Source organism: Micromonospora sp. NPDC005172 (assembly GCF_040608555.1).
Taxonomy (GTDB): domain Bacteria; phylum Actinomycetota; class Actinomycetes; order Mycobacteriales; family Micromonosporaceae; genus Micromonospora.
Window position 1 is genome coordinate 1 of record NZ_JBEXIL010000007.1, and the last position, 16676, is coordinate 16676.

Below are 16676 nucleotides of genomic sequence, written 5' to 3' on the forward strand. Positions count from 1 at the left end.
GAGGAGGGCAAGCTGCGCGGTCTGGACACGCACCTGTCGTACCGGATCGGGTTGCGGACCTTCTCGGCGGTGGAGAGCCGGATCGTGCTCGGCGTACCGGACGCGTACGAGCTGCCGAGCGCGCCGGGGCACGGTTACCTGAAGACCGACACCAGCACCATGCTGCGGTTCCGGGCCGCGTACGTCTCGGGGCCGTACCGGGCGCCCGGCCAGCAGGCCTCCGCGTCGCAGGCCCTGGTGCAGCGCCGCATCGTGCCGTACACCATCGACTTCATCCCCGCGCAGGTCCCGCAGGTGTCGGCGGACTCCGTGCCGGAGCCGGAGCAGCCGGCCGACGGCAAGGCCGTCGCCATGCTCGACGTGCTGATCGACCAGCTCAGGGGGCAGGGCCGACCGGCGCACCAGGTGTGGCTGCCGCCGCTGGCCGACCCGCCGGGCCTGGGCGAGCTGCTCGGCCCGCTGGCCGTCGACCCGACCTACGGATTGTGTACGGCGTCCTGGCCGGGCCGTGGACGTCTGACGGTGCCGGTCGGCGTGGTGGACCGCCCGTACGAACAGCGCCGCGACCCGATGATGGTCGAGTTGGCCGGCGCGGGCGGCAACGTGGTCATCGTCGGCAGTTCGCTCAGCGGCAAGAGCACGATGCTGCGGTCGCTGCTGGCCTCGTTGGCGCTCACCCACACGCCGCGCGAGGTCCAGTTCTTCTGTTTGGACTTCGGGGGCGGCGCGCTACGCAGCCTGGAAAGGCTGCCGCACATGGCCGGGGTGGCCGGCCGGCGGGACGTCGAGGCGGTACGCCGGACGGTGGCCGAGGTGGTCGCGGTCCTGGACGAGCGGGAGACGCGCTTTGCCCAGCACGGCATCGACTCGGTGGCGAGCTACCGCCGTCGCCGGGCGGCCGGCGAGTTCGCCGACGACCCGTTCGGCGACGTGTTCCTGGTGGTCGACGGTTGGAACACCCTGCGCCAGGACTACGAGGAGCTGGAGCAGACCATCACGACGCTCGCCAACCGGGGCCTCGGCTTCGGGGTGCACGTCGTGCTCACTGCGGTGCGCTGGGCGGAAATCCGGATCAACATGCGGGACCTGCTCGGCACCAAGCTGGAGCTGCGCCTCGGCGACGCCGCGGAGTCCGAGATCGACAGGCGCTCGGCGATGAACGTGCCCGAGAAGTCGCCCGGCCGCGGCCTCACCCGTGACAAGCTGCACTTCCTCACGGCCATCTCGCGGATCGACGGTCGACGCGACATCGAGGACCTGAGCGAGGCGTCGGTGGCGCTGGCCGGGCACGTGGCGGCGAACTGGCCGGGGCGTCCCGCGCCGAAGGTACGGCTGCTGCCGCGCCGGCTGCCGGTGTCCGAGCTGGCCCGCATCATCGACCGGTCGGCTCCCGGCCTGCCGATCGGTGTCAACGAGTCGGCGCTCGCGCCGGTCTACCTGGACCTGGCGAACGAGCCGCACCTGACGGTCTTCGGCGACGCCGAGTGCGGCAAGACCAACCTGCTGCGGCTGATCGCCCGGGGCATCACCGAGCGGTACACGCCGGCCCAGGCCCGGCTGGTGATCGCCGACTACCGGCGTGGCCTGCTGGGCGCGGTCGAGGGCGATCACCTGCTCGACTACGCGCCGTCCAACCAGGCATTCGCGCAGGGGCTCACATCGATCCGCAGCGCGCTGTCCAACCGCCTGCCGGGCCCGGACGTGACCACCGCCCAGCTGCGGGACCGTAGCTGGTGGAAGGGTCCGGACCTGTACATCCTGGTCGACGACTACGACCTGGTGGCGTCCGGTGGCAGCAATCCGCTGAGCGCCCTGCACGAGCTGCTGCCCCAGGCCCGCGACATCGGCCTGCACCTGATCGTGACGCGTCGGGTCGGCGGGGTGTCCCGTGCGCTCTACGAGCCCGTGCTGCAACGGCTGCGTGAGCTGGACTCTCCCGGTCTGCTGATGTCCGGCAACCGGGAGGAGGGTGCGGTGTTCGGCACGCTGCGTCCGAGCCCGCAGCCGCCGGGTCGGGGCACGCTGGTCCGGCGGCGCGACGGTCAGCAGCTCATCCAGACCGCCTGGTCCGAGCCGGCCTGATCGAGCCGCTCCGGTCGGCCCGCGCGGACCGGTGTGACTCATCCCAACAGCCCGATCCACCGCTATCCATCGAACAGCCCCGCTCAGGGCTGCGGTGGCTGGACAGGTTCCGCTACGGTCTCTGTTGGAGTGTCCGTCGGTGGGGTGTTGCTGCCTTGCCGCGGGGGAGGGGCGCGGCAAAGCCGCCGCCACAACATGACGGAAGGGTGTGAAGCATGGCGTTCGAGGTCGAAGCTGCGACTCTGCATACCGCCGCGAGTGACGTGCGGTCCACGCGCAGCGAGGTCGACGGCGAGCTGAAGAAGCTGTGGAACGTAGTCGACGACCTGGCCATGGCGTGGAAGGGTCAGGCGTCCACGGGGTTCCAGTCGCTCATGACTCGCTGGAACGAGGACACCGTGAGCCTGCTGACCGCGATGGACGACATCGCGGACCTGCTCGACAAGTCGGGTACGACGCACCAGGTCAACGACGAGGAGCAGCAGCAGATGCTGGACAAGTTCCACTCTGCTCTCAACCCGTGATCCACAGCCAGCAGAGGGGAAAGTCGTGACGATCAAGGTTGACTACGCGGTCCTCGAGAGCAGCAACCAGCAGATGCAGGCCATCTCGAAGACCATCGACGAGAAGCTGGACACGCTGCGGTCGATGCTGTCCAAGCTCGAGTGGGAGGGCGAGGACCGCACCGCCTACGAGCAGCACCAGGCGAAGTGGGACTCGTCGGTCCGGGACATCAACCGGGTCCTGAACGAGATCGGTGGTGCCGTCGGCATCGCCCGCGAGAACTACGTCTCGACCGAGATGAGCAACTCCAAGGTCTGGGGCTGACACAATCACCGATGCGGCTCCGGTCCGGCTCGACCGGGCCGGAGCCGCATCGTGTTGGCGTCGGTGAGATACGGGAGAGCGATGCGTACGGGGAAGCCTTTCCGATCGACACGTGCCGTGGGCGCGGCCGTGCTGGCGATCTGCGCCGCGCTGGCCCCTGCGGTGACTGTCGCGCCGGCGCCGGCCCGGGCGGCTGACACGGTCCGTGGCCTGCAGTGGTACCTGGACTACCTCAAGATCCCCGCCGCACACCAGATCACCAAGGGCGCGGGTGTCGTGGTCGCCGTCGTCGACACCGGGGTCGAGGCCAGTCATCCCGACCTGCGCGGGCAGGTGCTCGCGGGGCACGGCACCAACGTCACGGCTGCCTCGGACGGCCGGCGTGACGACGACAAGGAAAAGGGACACGGCACCAAGATGGCCGGCACCATCGCCGGGCGCGGCGGTGGCGCGATGCAGGAGTTGGGTATCGCACCGGCCGCGAAGATCCTCCCGATCTCCATGGGCACCAACTTCGACGGTCAGGACCTGGTCCTGGGCGTCCGGTGGGCCGCGGACAACGGCGCCGACGTCATCAACCTCTCGCTCGGCGACGAGCGGACGGCTTCGCCGGAGTTGGTGGACGCCATCAACTACGCGCTGAGCAAGGACGCCGTGGTGGTGGCCTCGGCGGGCAACGTCGAGCAGGGTGACCGGCAGGTCATGTCGCCGGCCAACATCCCCGGTGTCGTCGCCGTCACCGGGTTCGACAAGCGGGGTGGCTTCTTCGCCGGCTCGGTGCAGGGCCCGGAGGCAGTCATCGCCAGTCCGATGGAGAGCATCATCGGGCCGGTGCCCAAGGTCGTCTCACCGAACGGCTACTCGCTCGGCAGCGGTACCAGTTCGGCGGCCGCCATCATCTCCGGGGTGGTGGCGCTGATCCGCGCGAAGTACCCGAAGCTCGACGCACCCAACGTGATCAGCCGGCTGATCGAGACCGCCCGCGAGGCCGGGCCGACCGGTCGGGACCCGCAGTTCGGCTTCGGCCGGGTCGACCCGGTCGCCGCCCTGACCCGTTCGGTGCCCGCCGTGACAGCGAACCCGCTGCTGAAGGGCGAGGCGGCCGGCCCGACCCGCTCCGGTGGCGCTGCCCGTCCGGGCGACGACGACGGCCCGGCGGTCGAGTTCGGCGTGACGAACACGACCGGCGCGATCGTCCAGGTGGGACTCTGTGTCGGTGTGCCGATCGTCGGGCTGATCGTGCTGTTCGTGGTGCTGCGACGCCGCAGGCGGCGCGTGCCGACGGCCGCCGTCGGCCCGTACCCGGGCGCACCCGGCATGCCGCCACCCGGCTGGCCCGCCACCCAACCGCCACCGGCCGGGTACGGCCCGCCGCAGCAACCGGTCCCCGGATACGGCCCACCACCGGGCCAGCCTGGGCACGGGTACCCGCCGCCCGGCCGTCCCGCGCAGGGCCATCCGCCGGCGCAGACCGCTCCGGCGCCGGGCACGTCCGGCTGGCCGGGCTCGGGCCCACCGTCGCCGGGCCCGCATCAGCAGCAGTGAGCGCACACCACCAGTCAGGGTTTCGGGGAGGGGACCGATGACGGACGACAGGACCACCCAGCCGGAACGGTATGTGAACGACGACCTCTACATTCCGGTTCCGGTGGGCGGGATACCGACGTCGGGCCTGGCCGTGACCGGCCTGGAGCTCGACAACGTCAACCACGCCGCGACGCCGGAAGGTCTGGTCGCCGCGCCCGGTGAGGCCGGCGTCAAGACCGAGTGGGACGCGACCAGCCTGGACTCGGCCATCACCTGGCTGGAGACCCACGCCGCGTACCTGAACAAGCTCTCCTACGACATGGTCGACATCCAGGACCTGATGGGTGGCGCGGCCAGCGGCGTGGCGGGCGGGGCCGGCGGCCAGCCGAGCCCGCTCGGGGGGTTCGACTGGGCGGCCCGGCTGGCCGCCAAGCACCAGGGGCTCTACCAGGGCACCGAATCCGGTGTCCGGAAGCTCTCGCAGAGCCTGTACGACGCGGCCGAGGCGCTGCGCCAGGTCAAGCAGAACTACGAGACGGCGGAGGAGCAGAACAGGATGTCCGCCGCCGACATGCAGCGTGTCTTCGGCGACGTGGCCGGCAACGGCGACGGACGCTAGGACGGGGGAGGACGGCAGATGGGCCTGAGCTGGGAAGAGATGTGCCAAAAGGTCGTCATCGACGGCCGGCCGGGCGACGTGGAGAGCGCCGCCCTCGGTTGGGAACAGCTGATCAAGAATCTCAACAACGTCAAGCAGAGCCTCGACACCAACATCAAGGACCTGGGCACGACCTGGAAGGGCCCGGCGTACGAGGCGTTCAAGGGCCACGTCGAGCAGATCTCCAAGGACACCGGGCAGATCGTGGCGGACGCCGAGAAGGGCACCGGCATCGTCCAGTCGCTCAAGAGCGCCGCCGACAAGCTGACCGCGGCCCAGCGGGACTTCCCGGTCCCGGCGACCTGCGTCAACGACGTGTTGGAGGCGCGTAACGCCAAGCTGACCCTCGGGGTCGGCTTCTTCGAGGCGAAGGTCTCGCCGGACTTCCTGGGCTGGTTCGACCCGGTGACCGCGATCGCCGACTGGATCAACGACCAGTCGGACGACGCGGCCCGGGTCTACGAGCAGGTGAGCGGTGACTACCAGTCCATCGCGCCCGGTACTCCGGGTGAGACTGGGGGTCCCATGCAAAGAGACCCCACTAGCCAGATTCCCAATCTGGACAACGGTGGCGGCGGCGGTGGCGGCGGCGGTGGCGTGCCGAAGATCGGCGGCGGTGGCGGCGGTGGTGGCCTGGGCGCAACGCCCTCGATCGGGACCGGTGACATGCCGGGTACCGGCAACCTGCCCAGCGGGTCCGGCACCCATCCCGACCTCTCCGGCGGGTACGACACCCCGGGCACGGGTGACTACCCGGGCACCGGCGGCGTACCCGGCGCGGACGACGAGTTCAGCAGCGGCCTCGCGGGCGCGGGCGGTGGCGGTTCACCCGGGCTGGGCGGCCTCGGCTCCGGTGGTCTGGGCTCCTCGCCCGGGCTCGGCGGCGGTGGCGGCCTGGGCAGCGCCGGGGGAGGCGCTGGCGCTCTCGCGGGCGGCGGTGCGCTCGGTCGGGCGGTCGCCCCGGGCATGGGCCCGATGATGGGTGGTGGCGCGGCGGGCGCCGGTCGCGGTGGTGGCCGGGGTGCCGGCGGTCGGCTCGGCGCGGGCGGCAAGCTGGGCGGTGGCATGGCACCCGGCATCGGTGGCGCTGCCGCTGGCGGCGGCGGTGCCGGGCGGGGCGGTGCCGGTCGTGGCGCGGCGGGTGCCGGCGGTCGGGGTGCGGGTGCTCGCGGTGCCGGAGGGTTGGCCGGAGCGGGTGGCGGTGCCGGCTACGGCGAGGAGGACAGCGCCCGCAACACCTGGCTGGAAGAGGACGAGGACGTGTGGGGCGCGGACGGCGGCGGCACCTCCGGCATCCTGCGCTGAGCGCTGCGGCACGGCGCTGGTGTGGTCGAGCAGACCAGCGCCGTGACCGGGCTCAGCCGGTGACCGGCTCGTCGGTGCGGGGGCCGGTGCGCCAGCCGCGTCGGCGGCCCCGCGCCACGATCGGCCGCGTGATCAGCAGTAGAACGGTGAGCAAGGCACCGACCACGGCTGCCCAGACAGCTGCGGTGCGCTGCCAGCTCAGCGGATCGGCTTCGGGTGCGGGTGCGGCGAGCGCCCCGACCGGCGGGTTGGGGCGGGTGCCCAGCAGGCTCGACACCGCCCGGTAGGGGTTGACGACCCCGTAGCCGACCTCGGCGTTGTGGCCCTGCGGCGGGTTGTCCGCCGTACGCTCCAACCGGTCGGCGACCTGCTGCGGAGTGAGGTCCGGGTAGGCGGCCCGGACCAGCGCCGCCACCCCGGAGACGTACGCGGCGGCGAAGCTGGTGCCGCCCGTCGGCTCCGCGCGGTAGCCCGATCCTCCCGGTGCCGGGCCGATGATGTTCAGGCCCGGCGCGGCGACGTCGACGTAACTGCCACTGACCGAGGTGCCGACGTGTCCACCCTGCTCGTCCACGCCGGCGACGGCGATGACGCCCGGGTAGGCGGCCGGGTACGCCGGCTTGTCCTCCTGCGTCTCCTGCCGGTTGCCGGCGGCGGCGACCAGGACGACGCGTTTGGTGAGGGCGCGTTCGACGGCCTGTGCGAGTTCGGGACGGGGCAGGGTCACCAGGGACAGGTTGATCACGTCGGCGCCGTTGTCGACCGCCCAGTCGATGGCCGCGGCGATCTGCCCGGGCAGCGCCTCGTCGTTGGTGCCCTTGGCGTCCGGCAGGACCCGGATCGGCAGGATGCGGGCGGCCGGGGCGATACCGCTGAACGGCGCTCCGGTGCCGTCCTGGCCGGCGATGATGCCGGCGACCATCGTGCCGTGGCCCACCAGGTCGCACTGGCCCCGGTTGGCGGGCAGGTTGTTGAAGTCGCGTCCGGGGAGCACCCGGGTCTTCAGGACCGGGTGAATGGCCGAGACCCCGGAGTCGATGACCGCGACCGTCACACCGGCACCTCGGGAGAGGGGCCACGCCGAGGCCGGGTCGATCCGGCGCAGCGCCCACGGCATCTCCGCCAGGCCGTCCTCGCCGGGCGGGCCGCAGACGGGCGCTGCCGCTGCCGCCGGTGTGCTGGGTGCCACCGCCAGGGCGGCCCCGAGTAGGGCCGCGAGCGTTCCACTGAGGACCGCGCGGACGGTACGGCGGGTCGGCTCGGTCGCGCTCGACGGCAGGCATTCGCGCACCCGCTGAGATTACCGCTGCGTCGTGTCGAGCCGCGGCCCGGCGACGCCGTCCGACGACGGGTGCGGTGGCGATGGTCAGGGAGTGTCGCCGGCGGGGGTTTCGGCGAACAGGGCGAGAAGGTCGCCGACCTGCACCTCGGCCTCGGCGGGGTGCCGGAACCGGCCGGCCGGGTTCAGGGTGTATTCGTTACGACGCCCCACCCGGGTGCGGTGCAGGTAACCGCCGGCCTCCAGGTCGGCGACGATGGCCTGGGCGGCCCGCTCGGTGACGCCCACCTCCGCCGCCACGTCGCGCAGTCGCGCGGTGGGGTCGCGGGCGATGGCGAGCAGCACATGCCCGTGGTTGGTGAGAAATGTCCAGTTCCGGCCGCCGCCGGCCGCCGTGCTCGCCATCGTGGGGCCGCCTCTCCGGTCAACGTATGAAATCTAAATCACGCATATCTTGACGCATCTTGCGGTGCGTGTGACCGTTGAGCGCGAGCCAGTGCCCACCGCCGGCCCGGCTGCAAAGCCCGTTGAGCAGGTCAAACGCGTGGAAACGAGGTGCGGGGATGAGCCGTTCCGGTACGCCTGGCGGGCAGCCGGGCGCACAGCGGGCCGTCGATCGATCGTCGGTCACGACCGAGCCGGCCCGAGCGTACGCCGAGCTGGCCGCCGGCAACCTTCGCTTCGTCGGTGGAGCGCCGCGCCACCCCAACCAGGACGCCGGACACCGGGCCGCCGTGGCGGACGGGCAGCACCCGTTCGCGGTGATCGTCGGCTGCTCCGACTCCCGGCTGGCCGCCGAGATCATCTTCGACCGGGGCCTGGGTGATCTCTTCGTCGTCCGTACGGCCGGGCACACCACCGGGCCGGAGGTGCTGGGCAGCGTGGAGTACGCCGTGACCGTGCTCGGCACCCCGCTCGTGGTGGTGCTCGGTCACGACTCGTGCGGCGCCGTGCAGGCGGCCCGCGAGTCCGCCGCCACCGGCATCGCGCCCCCGGGGCACCTTCCCGCGGTGGTCGACGCCGTGCTGCCCAGCCTGCGGCGCGCCACCGCCGAGGGCGTGGACGACATCGACGGCATCGTCGACATCCACATCGCACAGACCGTCGAGACGCTGCTCGAGCAGTCCCCCGTGCTGGCCGACGAGGTGGCGCGGGGGCGGTGCGCGGTGGTGGGGATGTCGTACCGGCTCGCGGCCGGAGTGGTGCGGCCCGTGACCCCCGTACCGGCCGAGGCCGCGACGACCGACGCCTGACGCGGCCGGTCCGCACCGAACACGCCCGAGGGCCGCCCCGCTGGACGGGGGACGGCCCTCGGACTACTGATCACCGGGTCAGAGCAGCGACATGTGTACGTGGTCGGTGTGGTTCGACGGCCCGCTGTACGACTTCCAGCCGGTCGCCGGCATCCAGATCTGCCGGTTCCAGATCACGTAGTAGATGCCGAGCCGGTCGGCGTTGCGGATGAGGAACGCGGCCACGTTGTTGCCGTACATGCGGGTGTCGTTGTTGTGCCACGGGCTGAAGCCGCTCTTCTGCAGCGACCAGTCACAGGCGCGGCCCTTCGGGTGCTCGTACGGTCCACCGTTGCGGTGGCAGCCCACGAACCGGTTGAACCCGGCCCGCTTGACCTCCTTGTACGCGTGCAGCGTGCGCGGCGTGATGCAGCCTGAGGTGGTCGGGTCGTCCTCGCTGCACGACTGCGCCTTCCACTCGCCGTCGGCGGTGCGACCCGGGCCGATCCGGGCGACCGGCGAGATGGCGTCGACCAGGCCGCCGGTGAAGCCCTGGCCGCCGACCAGCGCGAGCGCCTTGTCCGCGTCGCGCTTGTCCTTGGCCATCAGGGCGGTCTGCTTCTGCTGCTCCCGTACCTCCGCGTCGAGGGCCAGCTTGGCCTGCTCGGCGCGGGCCTTCACGGCGTTGACCTCGGCGAGCTTCTTCTCGTTGACCATGTTCATCTCGTCGAGCGCCGCAGCCCGTTGGACGAACGAGTCCGGAGCGTCGCTCTCCAGCAGCATCGCGATCGCGCCGACACGCCCGGTCCGGTACGACTGGGCGGCGATCTGCCCGACCTGCGGGGCCAGCGCCGCCAGGTCGGCCTTGGCCCGGTCGACCTCGGCCGCCAGCTCAACCTGCCGCTTCTTGGACTTGTCCAGCTTGGACTTGGCCGCCACGTAGTCCCGGTTGGTCTGCTCGATGACGTCATTGAGCAGCTTGGGCTCGTCGCCGTCCTCCTCGTGCCCGGACGGTGTGGGGGTCGTCGGGGCGGCGTGGGCCGGGAGGGGCCCGGCGAGCACGGTCAGCGCGGCGAACACGGCCACCACGGGCGTCAACCAGCGGCGTAGGGGTGCCGTCACAATCTTCCCTTCCGTCGACCGCCGACCGGGTTAGCTGACGGGTTCGGGGCGGAAGTGGCCCCTACCGCTGTCGCGGATTCACCCCACGTACCTGGGTCCCCGGCTCGCCGGTTGGCGATTGGGCGGTGGCACCGCAGGCGCCGCTGCGCGCCTTCGTCGGTGACCGGCAGCGAGGTTACCCGAGAGTCCACCGCCTGAGCTACGTCCCGATGCCGACTAAAAGCGTCATTTCGCCATGGCGTTGAGTGACCAGTGACGCGGTTCTCAGGGCGGGTGCCCGATCCGGTCACGCTGAGGAGTGTCACCATGCCGTATCCGTGCTCCTGTTCGGCTCTGGCCACCCGGTGGCGGCGGTGGATGGGGCAGCGCCGTCTCGCGGCCACAGCACCAGCGCGACGACGACGGTTAATGCGAGACTCCCAACGATCCGGTGCGGGGTACGTGCCGGCGGGCCGTCCGGTTCAGCTCTGCGGGACGAACGCGGTGCCGAGCGCCGCAATTCGCGGGCTGACGATTCGGCGATCACGGAACGTGACCGGCGGGCCCGGTTGGCGGGCAGCGGCGCGCGACCGGGACGACACGGGCGCTCTACTGTTCGGCGGGATCGGAGGGGTCATCGTCGCAAGATGCTAACCAGCGCGCCTGGGTGTCGCAGGTCGTGGCGGAGTGTCGGACGGTCGAACCGCTGACACCGCCCCGGCGGGGGCGGGAGGGTGGAGTCATGCCCGCGCCACCGCCTGACCCCGAGCACCACCGGCACACCGCGCCGGCGACGGACCACCGCCGGCACGCCGGGCACGACCGGCACGCCGGGCACGACCCGGCGATGTTCCGTCGCCGGTTCTGGGTCTGTCTGGTGCTCACCGTGCCGGTGGTGCTGAGCAGTCACCTGGTGGTGGACCGGCTCGGGCTTCGGCTGGACGTGCCGGGTCGCTCCTTGGTGGGGCCGGTGCTCGGGTCGGTGGTGTTCCTCTGGGGTGGCTGGCCGTTCCTGGTCGGCGCGGTACGGGAGGTGCGGGATCGCACGCCCGGCATGATGCTGCTGGTCGCGATGGCGATCACAGTGGCGTACGCCGCGTCGCTGGCCACCAGCCTGGGTGCCTTCGACCTGGACTTCTGGTGGGAGTTGGCGGCGCTGGTCACCATCATGCTGCTGGGGCACTGGCAGGAGATGAAGGCCATCGGGCAGGCCCGAGGGGCTCTGGCGGCACTGGCGGCGTTGTTGCCCGACGAGGCCGAGCGCGTGGTGGCGGACGGGCAGGTCGAGCGCGTGCCGGTGGGCGCGCTGAGGGTCGGCGACGTGGCGCTGGTCCGCCCCGGAGGTCGGGTACCTGCCGACGGTCGGATCGTCGACGGCGACGCCGAGTTGGACGAATCGATGATCACGGGCGAGTCGCGCCCGGTCGCCCGGTCGGTGGGCGAACGGGTGGTTGCTGGCACGGTCGCCACCGACTCGGCGATCCGGGTCCGGGTCGAGGCGCTGGGCGACCAGACCGCGCTCGCGGGCATCCAGCGCATGGTCGCGGAGGCGCAGCGCTCGGGAGGGCAGGCCCAACTGCTCGCCGACCGGTTCGCCGCCGCGCTGTTCTACGTGGCCACCGGTACGGCCGTGCTCACCCTTGTGGTCTGGACCGCGCTCGGCGAGCCCGACCAGGCGGTGGTGCGTACCGTGACCGTTCTGGTGATCGCCTGCCCGCACGCGTTGGGCCTGGCCATCCCGCTCGTCGTCGCGCTCTCCACGGCGTTGGCGGCGCGGGGCGGGATCCTGGTCAAGGACCGGATGGCGTTGGAGCGCATGCGGACCGTCGACGCGGTGCTCTTCGACAAGACCGGCACGCTGACCCGGGGTGGGCATGCGGTCACCGACCTGGTGACGGCCCCCGGGGTGGGGCGGGACGAGGCGTTACGGACGGCCGCCGCTGTGGAGTCCGACAGCGAGCATCCGCTGGCCCGGGCGATCGTGGCGGCGGCCGGGCCGGGCGGCCCGGCGCGGGCTGTCGACTTCCGGTCGCTGCCGGGCCGCGGGGTGCGGGCCACCATCGACGGTACGGAATACGCGGTGGGCGGACCGGCCCTGCTGCGGGAGCGGGGCGGGCCGCTGCCGGACGATCTGCGGGAGGCGACCGGACGCTGGTCGGCACGCGGTGCCGTGGTGCTGTACCTCCTGCGGCTTCCGGACACCGTGCTCGGGGCGTTCGCGCTGACCGACGAGGTACGCCCGGAGGCCCGGCAGGCCATCGCCGAGCTGCGGGCCGCCGGCGTCCACACCCTCGCCATGATCACCGGGGACGCGCGGTCGGTGGCCGAGTCGGTGGCCGCCGACCTCGGTTTCCGGGCCGGCGTGGACGAGGTCTTCGCCGAGGTGCTGCCGGCAGACAAGGACAGCTGGGTGGCGGAACTCCAGCGGCGCGGACTGACGGTGGCGATGGTCGGCGACGGGGTGAACGACGCGCCGGCGCTGGCCCGCGCGGACGTGGGCATCGCGATCGGGGCGGGGACCGACGTGGCGATCGAGTCCGCCCAGGTGGTGCTTGCGTCGTCCGATCCGCGCGGTGTCGGTGCCGTGCTGAGGCTGTCCCGGGCGTCGTACCGCAAGATGCGGCAGAACCTGGCCTGGGCCGCGAGCTACAACGTGGTGGCGCTGCCGCTGGCGGCCGGGGTGCTCGCCTGGGCCGGGGTGGCGTTGAGCCCGGCGTTGGCGGCGGTGCTGATGTCCGCGTCCACGATCGTGGTGGCGCTCAACGCCCAGTTGCTGCGCCGGGTACGCCTCGAACCGGAGCGGGAGTGACGGCTCAGCCGCGCTTCATCAGTCGGCCGACGGCCGCCATCATCTCGCTGGCCATCTCGTCGGCCCGGCCCTCGGCCGCCCCCTCGTGCATGCAGTGCCGGGCGTGCCCGTCGAGCAGGCCCAGGGCCACCTTGTCGAGCGCGGCCTGGATCGCGGAGATCTGGGTGAGCACGTCGATGCAGTAGCGGTCCTCGTCGACCATCTTCTCGATGCCCCGGACCTGCCCCTGGGCGCGGCGGAGCCGCGCGAGCAGTTGGTCCTTGCTGGCGGTGTACCCGCGGATCGGGGTGGGTGCGGTCATAGCGACGAGAATAGCGTACCCCTGGGGGGTATGGTAACGTCCCTTCCTGCCGGGATACCCCCACCGGGTACCGGTACGATGAGAGGAGCGGTTCGATGGTCGACACGACGTACCAGGTGCGGGGTATGACCTGCGGGCACTGCGTCAGCGCGGTCAGCGCCGAGGTGGGCGCGATCGCGGGCGTGCGTGACGTGCGGGTCGATCTCGCCGCCGGTCAGGTCACCGTCAGCAGCGAGCAGCCCGTGGACACCGAGGCCGTCCGGGCGGCGGTCGACGAGGCCGGCTACGACCTCGTCGAGGCGTGAGCGGAGGGCCCGGGATGACCACGGTGACCAGGTTGGGCGCCTTCACCCTCGGCCTTGCGGCGATCTTCGGCGCGGCCTACGCGGTCGGTCGGGTGGTCGACCCGGCCGACCCGGTCGCGCAGAGCGTGCCCGAGGTCGTCCGCACCCCGGGCCCCACCACGAGTGACGAGACCTCCGACCTCGTTCCCGGCGGGTTGCTCGTCTCCGATCGGGGCTACACGCTCGAACCCGTCGTCGCCCCGTCCGGCGAGTTCGCGTTCCGGATCGACGGGCCGGACGGTCGGCCGGTGACCAGGTACGACGTGGCGCACGACAAGCGGATGCACCTGATCGTCGCCCGCCGGGACCTGTCCGGCTTCCGCCACGTCCACCCCGACCTCGCCCCGGACGGCACCTGGCGGGTCGACACCCCGCTGGCCGGTGCCGGGCAGTGGCGGGCGTTCGCCGACTTCACCCCGACCGGGGGCGAGCCGTTGACCCTCGGCGTCGACGTGGCCGTCCCCGGCGAGCCGACCGAAGCGCCGCTGCCCGCCCCGGCGACCAGCACCACCGTCGACGGTTACACGGTCACCCTGGCCGGCGCGCCGCAGCCGGGCCGCACCTCGGCGCTCACCCTGACGGTGAGCCGCGCCGGGCAGCCGGTCACCGACCTGGAGCCCTACCTGGGGGCGTACGGGCACCTGGTGGCGCTGCGGCGGGGTGATCTCGCGTACCTGCACGTGCACCCGGATGGGACTCCTGACGACGGACGCACACCGCCCGGCCCCGCCGTCACCTTCCTCGCCGAGGTGCCCTCGTCCGGCACCTACCGGCTCTACCTCGACTTCCAGCACGGCGGGCGCGTTCACACCGCCGAGTTCACCGTGGTCGTCGGCACCTCCACCACCACGACCGCGCCCACCCCGAGCGGACCCGCGCCGACCGGGAGCGCCGACCACGGCACCCCCGGGCACGGGCACAACTGACGGGACCAGACGATGACCACCACCAGCAGACCGCTGCCCGAGGCACCGAACCGGATCGAACTGGCGATCGGGGGGATGACCTGCGCCGCGTGCGCCGCGCGGGTCGAGAAGAAGCTCAACCGGATGGACGGGGTCAGCGCCACCGTCAACTACGCCACCGAGAAGGCGACCGTCCGGTACGCCGCCGACGTCACCCCGGACGACCTGATCGAGACCGTCCAGAAGACCGGTTACACGGCTGCGCTGCCGGCACCGCCGACCGCCGAGCCGCCGATGGAGGACCCGCTGCGCCTGCCGCGTACCCGGCTGTGGGTCTCGGCGGTCCTGAGCGTGCCGGTGGTCCTGCTCGCCATGGTGCCACCCTGGCAGTTCGACTACTGGCAGTGGCTCTCGCTGACGCTGGCCGCCCCGGTGGTCGTGTGGGGTGGGCTGCCGTTCCACCGTGCGGCCTGGACCAACCTGCGGCACGGCGCGGCCACCATGGACACGCTGGTCTCGCTGGGCACGCTCGCCGCGTTCGGGTGGTCGCTCTGGGCGCTCTTCCTCGGTGACGCCGGCATGCCCGGCATGACCCACCCGTTCCGCTTCGCCATCAACCGCAGCGACGGCGCCGGCAACATCTACCTGGAGGCGGCCGCCGGGGTCACCGTGTTCATCCTGGCCGGTCGGTACTTCGAGGCCCGGTCCAAGCGGACCGCCGGCGCGGCCCTGCGCGCCCTCCTCGAACTCGGCGCGAAGGAGGTCGCGGTGCTGCGGGACGGGGTGGAGACCCTGGTCCCGGTGGATCGGCTCGCCGTGGGTGACCGGTTCGTGGTCCGCCCCGGCGAGAAGATCGCCACCGACGGTGTGGTCGACGAGGGCACGTCCGCCGTCGACGCGAGCATGTTGACCGGCGAGTCGGTGCCGGTCGAGGTCGCACCCGGCGACGCCGTCGTCGGTGCCACGATCAACGCGGGTGGCCGGCTGATCGTCACCGCCACCCGGGTCGGCGCGGACACCCAACTGGCTCGGATGGCCGACCTCGTCGAGCAGGCGCAGAGCGGCAAGGCGGCCGTGCAGCGGCTCGCCGACCGGATCTCCGGGGTGTTCGTGCCGATCGTCATCGCCCTGGCCGTGGGCACCCTCGGCTGGTGGCTCGGCACCGGTGCCGGCCCGACCGCCGCGTTCACCGCCGCCGTAGCTGTGTTGATCATCGCCTGCCCGTGCGCCCTGGGCCTGGCCACCCCGACCGCGCTGCTGGTCGGCACCGGTCGAGGCGCCCAGCTCGGTGTGCTGATCAAGGGGCCGGAGGTGCTGGAGTCGACCCGCCGGGTGGACACCGTCGTGCTGGACAAGACGGGCACCGTGACGACCGGCCGGATGACGCTGGTGGGCGTGACGCCGGCCAGCGGCGAGGACCGGGAGGAACTGCTCCGGCTCGCCGGCGCGGTGGAGGCCGCCTCCGAGCACCCGATCGCCCGGGCCGTCGCCGCGGGCGCGGCCGAGGCGGGCGAGCTGCCCGCGGTGACCGGCTTCGCCAACCTCGAAGGGCTGGGCGTGACCGGCACGGTCGAGGAGCGCGTCGTGCTGCTCGGTCGGGTCCGGCTGCTGCGCGAACGCGGTGTCGACGTACCGCCGGAGGTCGAGTGGGCCGTGCGGGACGCGGAGGCGGCCGGTCGTACGGCGATCGTCGCGGGCTGGGCCGGGCGGGCCCGGGGTGTGCTCGCTGTCGCCGACGTGGTCCGGCCGACGAGTCGGGCGGCCGTGGCGCGGCTGCGTGCCCTGGGGCTCACTCCGGTCCTCTTGACCGGCGACAACACCACCGTCGCCCGGGCGGTCGCCGCCGAGGTGGGCGTGGACGAGGTGATCGCCGGGGTGTTGCCGACCGGCAAGGTCGACGTGGTCAAGCGGCTCCAGGCGCAGGGGCGGTCGGTGGCGATGGTCGGCGACGGTGTCAACGACGCGCCCGCGCTGGCCCAGGCCGACCTCGGGCTCGCCATGGGCACCGGCACCGACGTGGCGATCGAGGCGTCCGACCTCACCCTCGTCCGGGGCGATCTGGACGCCGCGGTGGACGCCATCCGGCTGTCCCGGCGCACGCTCGGCATCATCCGGGGCAACCTGTTCTGGGCGTTCGGCTACAACGTGGCGGCCCTACCGCTGGCCGCCGCCGGGCTGCTCAACCCGATGATCGCCGGTGCCACCATGGCGTTCTCCTCGGTCTTCGTGGTGGCCAACAGCCTGCGGCTGCGGCGCTTCCGTTCGGCCGCTGCCGATCTGTGACGAACGCGATGGTTGGACCGGT

Annotated in this window: 15 protein-coding genes and 1 riboswitch; of the genes, 11 read left to right on the top strand and 4 right to left on the bottom strand. The window is 72.4% G+C overall.

Annotated elements, in window-relative coordinates:
- From eccCb to ABZV06_RS06560, 6 genes are all read left to right on the top strand, one after another.
- Positions 1 to 2082, top strand: a 2082-nt coding sequence (gene eccCb / locus ABZV06_RS06535) for a type VII secretion protein EccCb (RefSeq protein ID WP_355619177.1), incomplete at its 5' end; no start/stop codon positions are given.
- Positions 2083 to 2297: 215 nt separating this feature from the next.
- A complete protein-coding gene (locus ABZV06_RS06540) occupies positions 2298 to 2606 on the top strand; it encodes a WXG100 family type VII secretion target (protein WP_355235182.1) in 309 nt (102 codons plus the stop codon).
- Between the two features lie 25 nt (positions 2607 to 2631).
- On the top strand, positions 2632 to 2910 hold the full coding sequence (locus tag ABZV06_RS06545) for a WXG100 family type VII secretion target (protein WP_355235180.1): 279 nt from the start codon (positions 2632 to 2634) through the stop codon (positions 2908 to 2910).
- A gap of 117 nt (positions 2911 to 3027) precedes the next feature.
- On the top strand, positions 3028 to 4455 hold the full coding sequence (locus tag ABZV06_RS06550) for a S8 family serine peptidase (RefSeq protein ID WP_355619180.1): 1428 nt from the start codon (positions 3028 to 3030) through the stop codon (positions 4453 to 4455).
- A gap of 37 nt (positions 4456 to 4492) precedes the next feature.
- Complete coding sequence (locus ABZV06_RS06555; RefSeq protein ID WP_355235176.1) at positions 4493 to 5056, top strand: hypothetical protein; 564 nt, start codon at positions 4493 to 4495, stop codon at positions 5054 to 5056.
- Between the two features lie 18 nt (positions 5057 to 5074).
- Complete coding sequence (locus ABZV06_RS06560; protein ID WP_355619183.1) at positions 5075 to 6400, top strand: hypothetical protein; 1326 nt, start codon at positions 5075 to 5077, stop codon at positions 6398 to 6400.
- Between the two features lie 52 nt (positions 6401 to 6452).
- Here the strand turns inward: ABZV06_RS06560 and mycP are convergent, their stop codons facing one another.
- Both mycP and ABZV06_RS06570 read right to left on the bottom strand, forming a co-directional pair.
- Complete coding sequence (mycP, locus tag ABZV06_RS06565) at positions 6453 to 7691, bottom strand: type VII secretion-associated serine protease mycosin (protein WP_355619186.1); 1239 nt, start codon at positions 7689 to 7691, stop codon at positions 6453 to 6455.
- Between the two features lie 75 nt (positions 7692 to 7766).
- Positions 7767 to 8084 (bottom strand): MarR family winged helix-turn-helix transcriptional regulator, encoded by a 318-nt coding sequence (locus ABZV06_RS06570; protein ID WP_355235168.1) that lies wholly within the window; start codon positions 8082 to 8084, stop codon positions 7767 to 7769.
- A gap of 158 nt (positions 8085 to 8242) precedes the next feature.
- Between ABZV06_RS06570 and ABZV06_RS06575 the strand changes: the two genes are divergently transcribed.
- Positions 8243 to 8932 (top strand): carbonic anhydrase, encoded by a 690-nt coding sequence (locus ABZV06_RS06575; RefSeq protein ID WP_355619189.1) that lies wholly within the window; start codon positions 8243 to 8245, stop codon positions 8930 to 8932.
- Positions 8933 to 9010: 78 nt separating this feature from the next.
- Here the strand turns inward: ABZV06_RS06575 and ABZV06_RS06580 are convergent, their stop codons facing one another.
- Complete coding sequence (locus ABZV06_RS06580; protein ID WP_355235162.1) at positions 9011 to 10033, bottom strand: hypothetical protein; 1023 nt, start codon at positions 10031 to 10033, stop codon at positions 9011 to 9013.
- A gap of 3 nt (positions 10034 to 10036) precedes the next feature.
- A riboswitch (cyclic di-AMP (ydaO/yuaA leader) is annotated at positions 10037 to 10168 on the bottom strand.
- Between the two features lie 691 nt (positions 10169 to 10859).
- Here ABZV06_RS06580 and ABZV06_RS06585 point away from each other — a divergent pair.
- On the top strand, positions 10860 to 12821 hold the full coding sequence (locus ABZV06_RS06585) for a heavy metal translocating P-type ATPase (RefSeq protein WP_355619411.1): 1962 nt from the start codon (positions 10860 to 10862) through the stop codon (positions 12819 to 12821).
- Between the two features lie 4 nt (positions 12822 to 12825).
- Here the strand turns inward: ABZV06_RS06585 and ABZV06_RS06590 are convergent, their stop codons facing one another.
- The gene (locus tag ABZV06_RS06590) at positions 12826 to 13122 is read right to left on the bottom strand and encodes a metal-sensitive transcriptional regulator (protein WP_355619192.1); all 297 of its coding nucleotides are present in this window, start codon (positions 13120 to 13122) and stop codon (positions 12826 to 12828) included.
- A 95-nt stretch (positions 13123 to 13217) separates the two neighbouring features.
- Between ABZV06_RS06590 and ABZV06_RS06595 the strand changes: the two genes are divergently transcribed.
- Genes ABZV06_RS06595 through ABZV06_RS06605 form a run of 3 tightly spaced genes read left to right on the top strand, consistent with a single transcriptional unit; the run spans position 13218 to position 16654 of the window.
- Positions 13218 to 13427 (top strand): copper ion binding protein, encoded by a 210-nt coding sequence (locus ABZV06_RS06595; RefSeq protein ID WP_355235156.1) that lies wholly within the window; start codon positions 13218 to 13220, stop codon positions 13425 to 13427.
- A 14-nt stretch (positions 13428 to 13441) separates the two neighbouring features.
- Complete coding sequence (locus ABZV06_RS06600; protein ID WP_355235153.1) at positions 13442 to 14392, top strand: hypothetical protein; 951 nt, start codon at positions 13442 to 13444, stop codon at positions 14390 to 14392.
- A 12-nt stretch (positions 14393 to 14404) separates the two neighbouring features.
- Complete coding sequence (locus tag ABZV06_RS06605; RefSeq protein ID WP_355619194.1) at positions 14405 to 16654, top strand: heavy metal translocating P-type ATPase; 2250 nt, start codon at positions 14405 to 14407, stop codon at positions 16652 to 16654.
- The last annotated feature ends 22 nt before the right edge of the window (positions 16655 to 16676 follow it).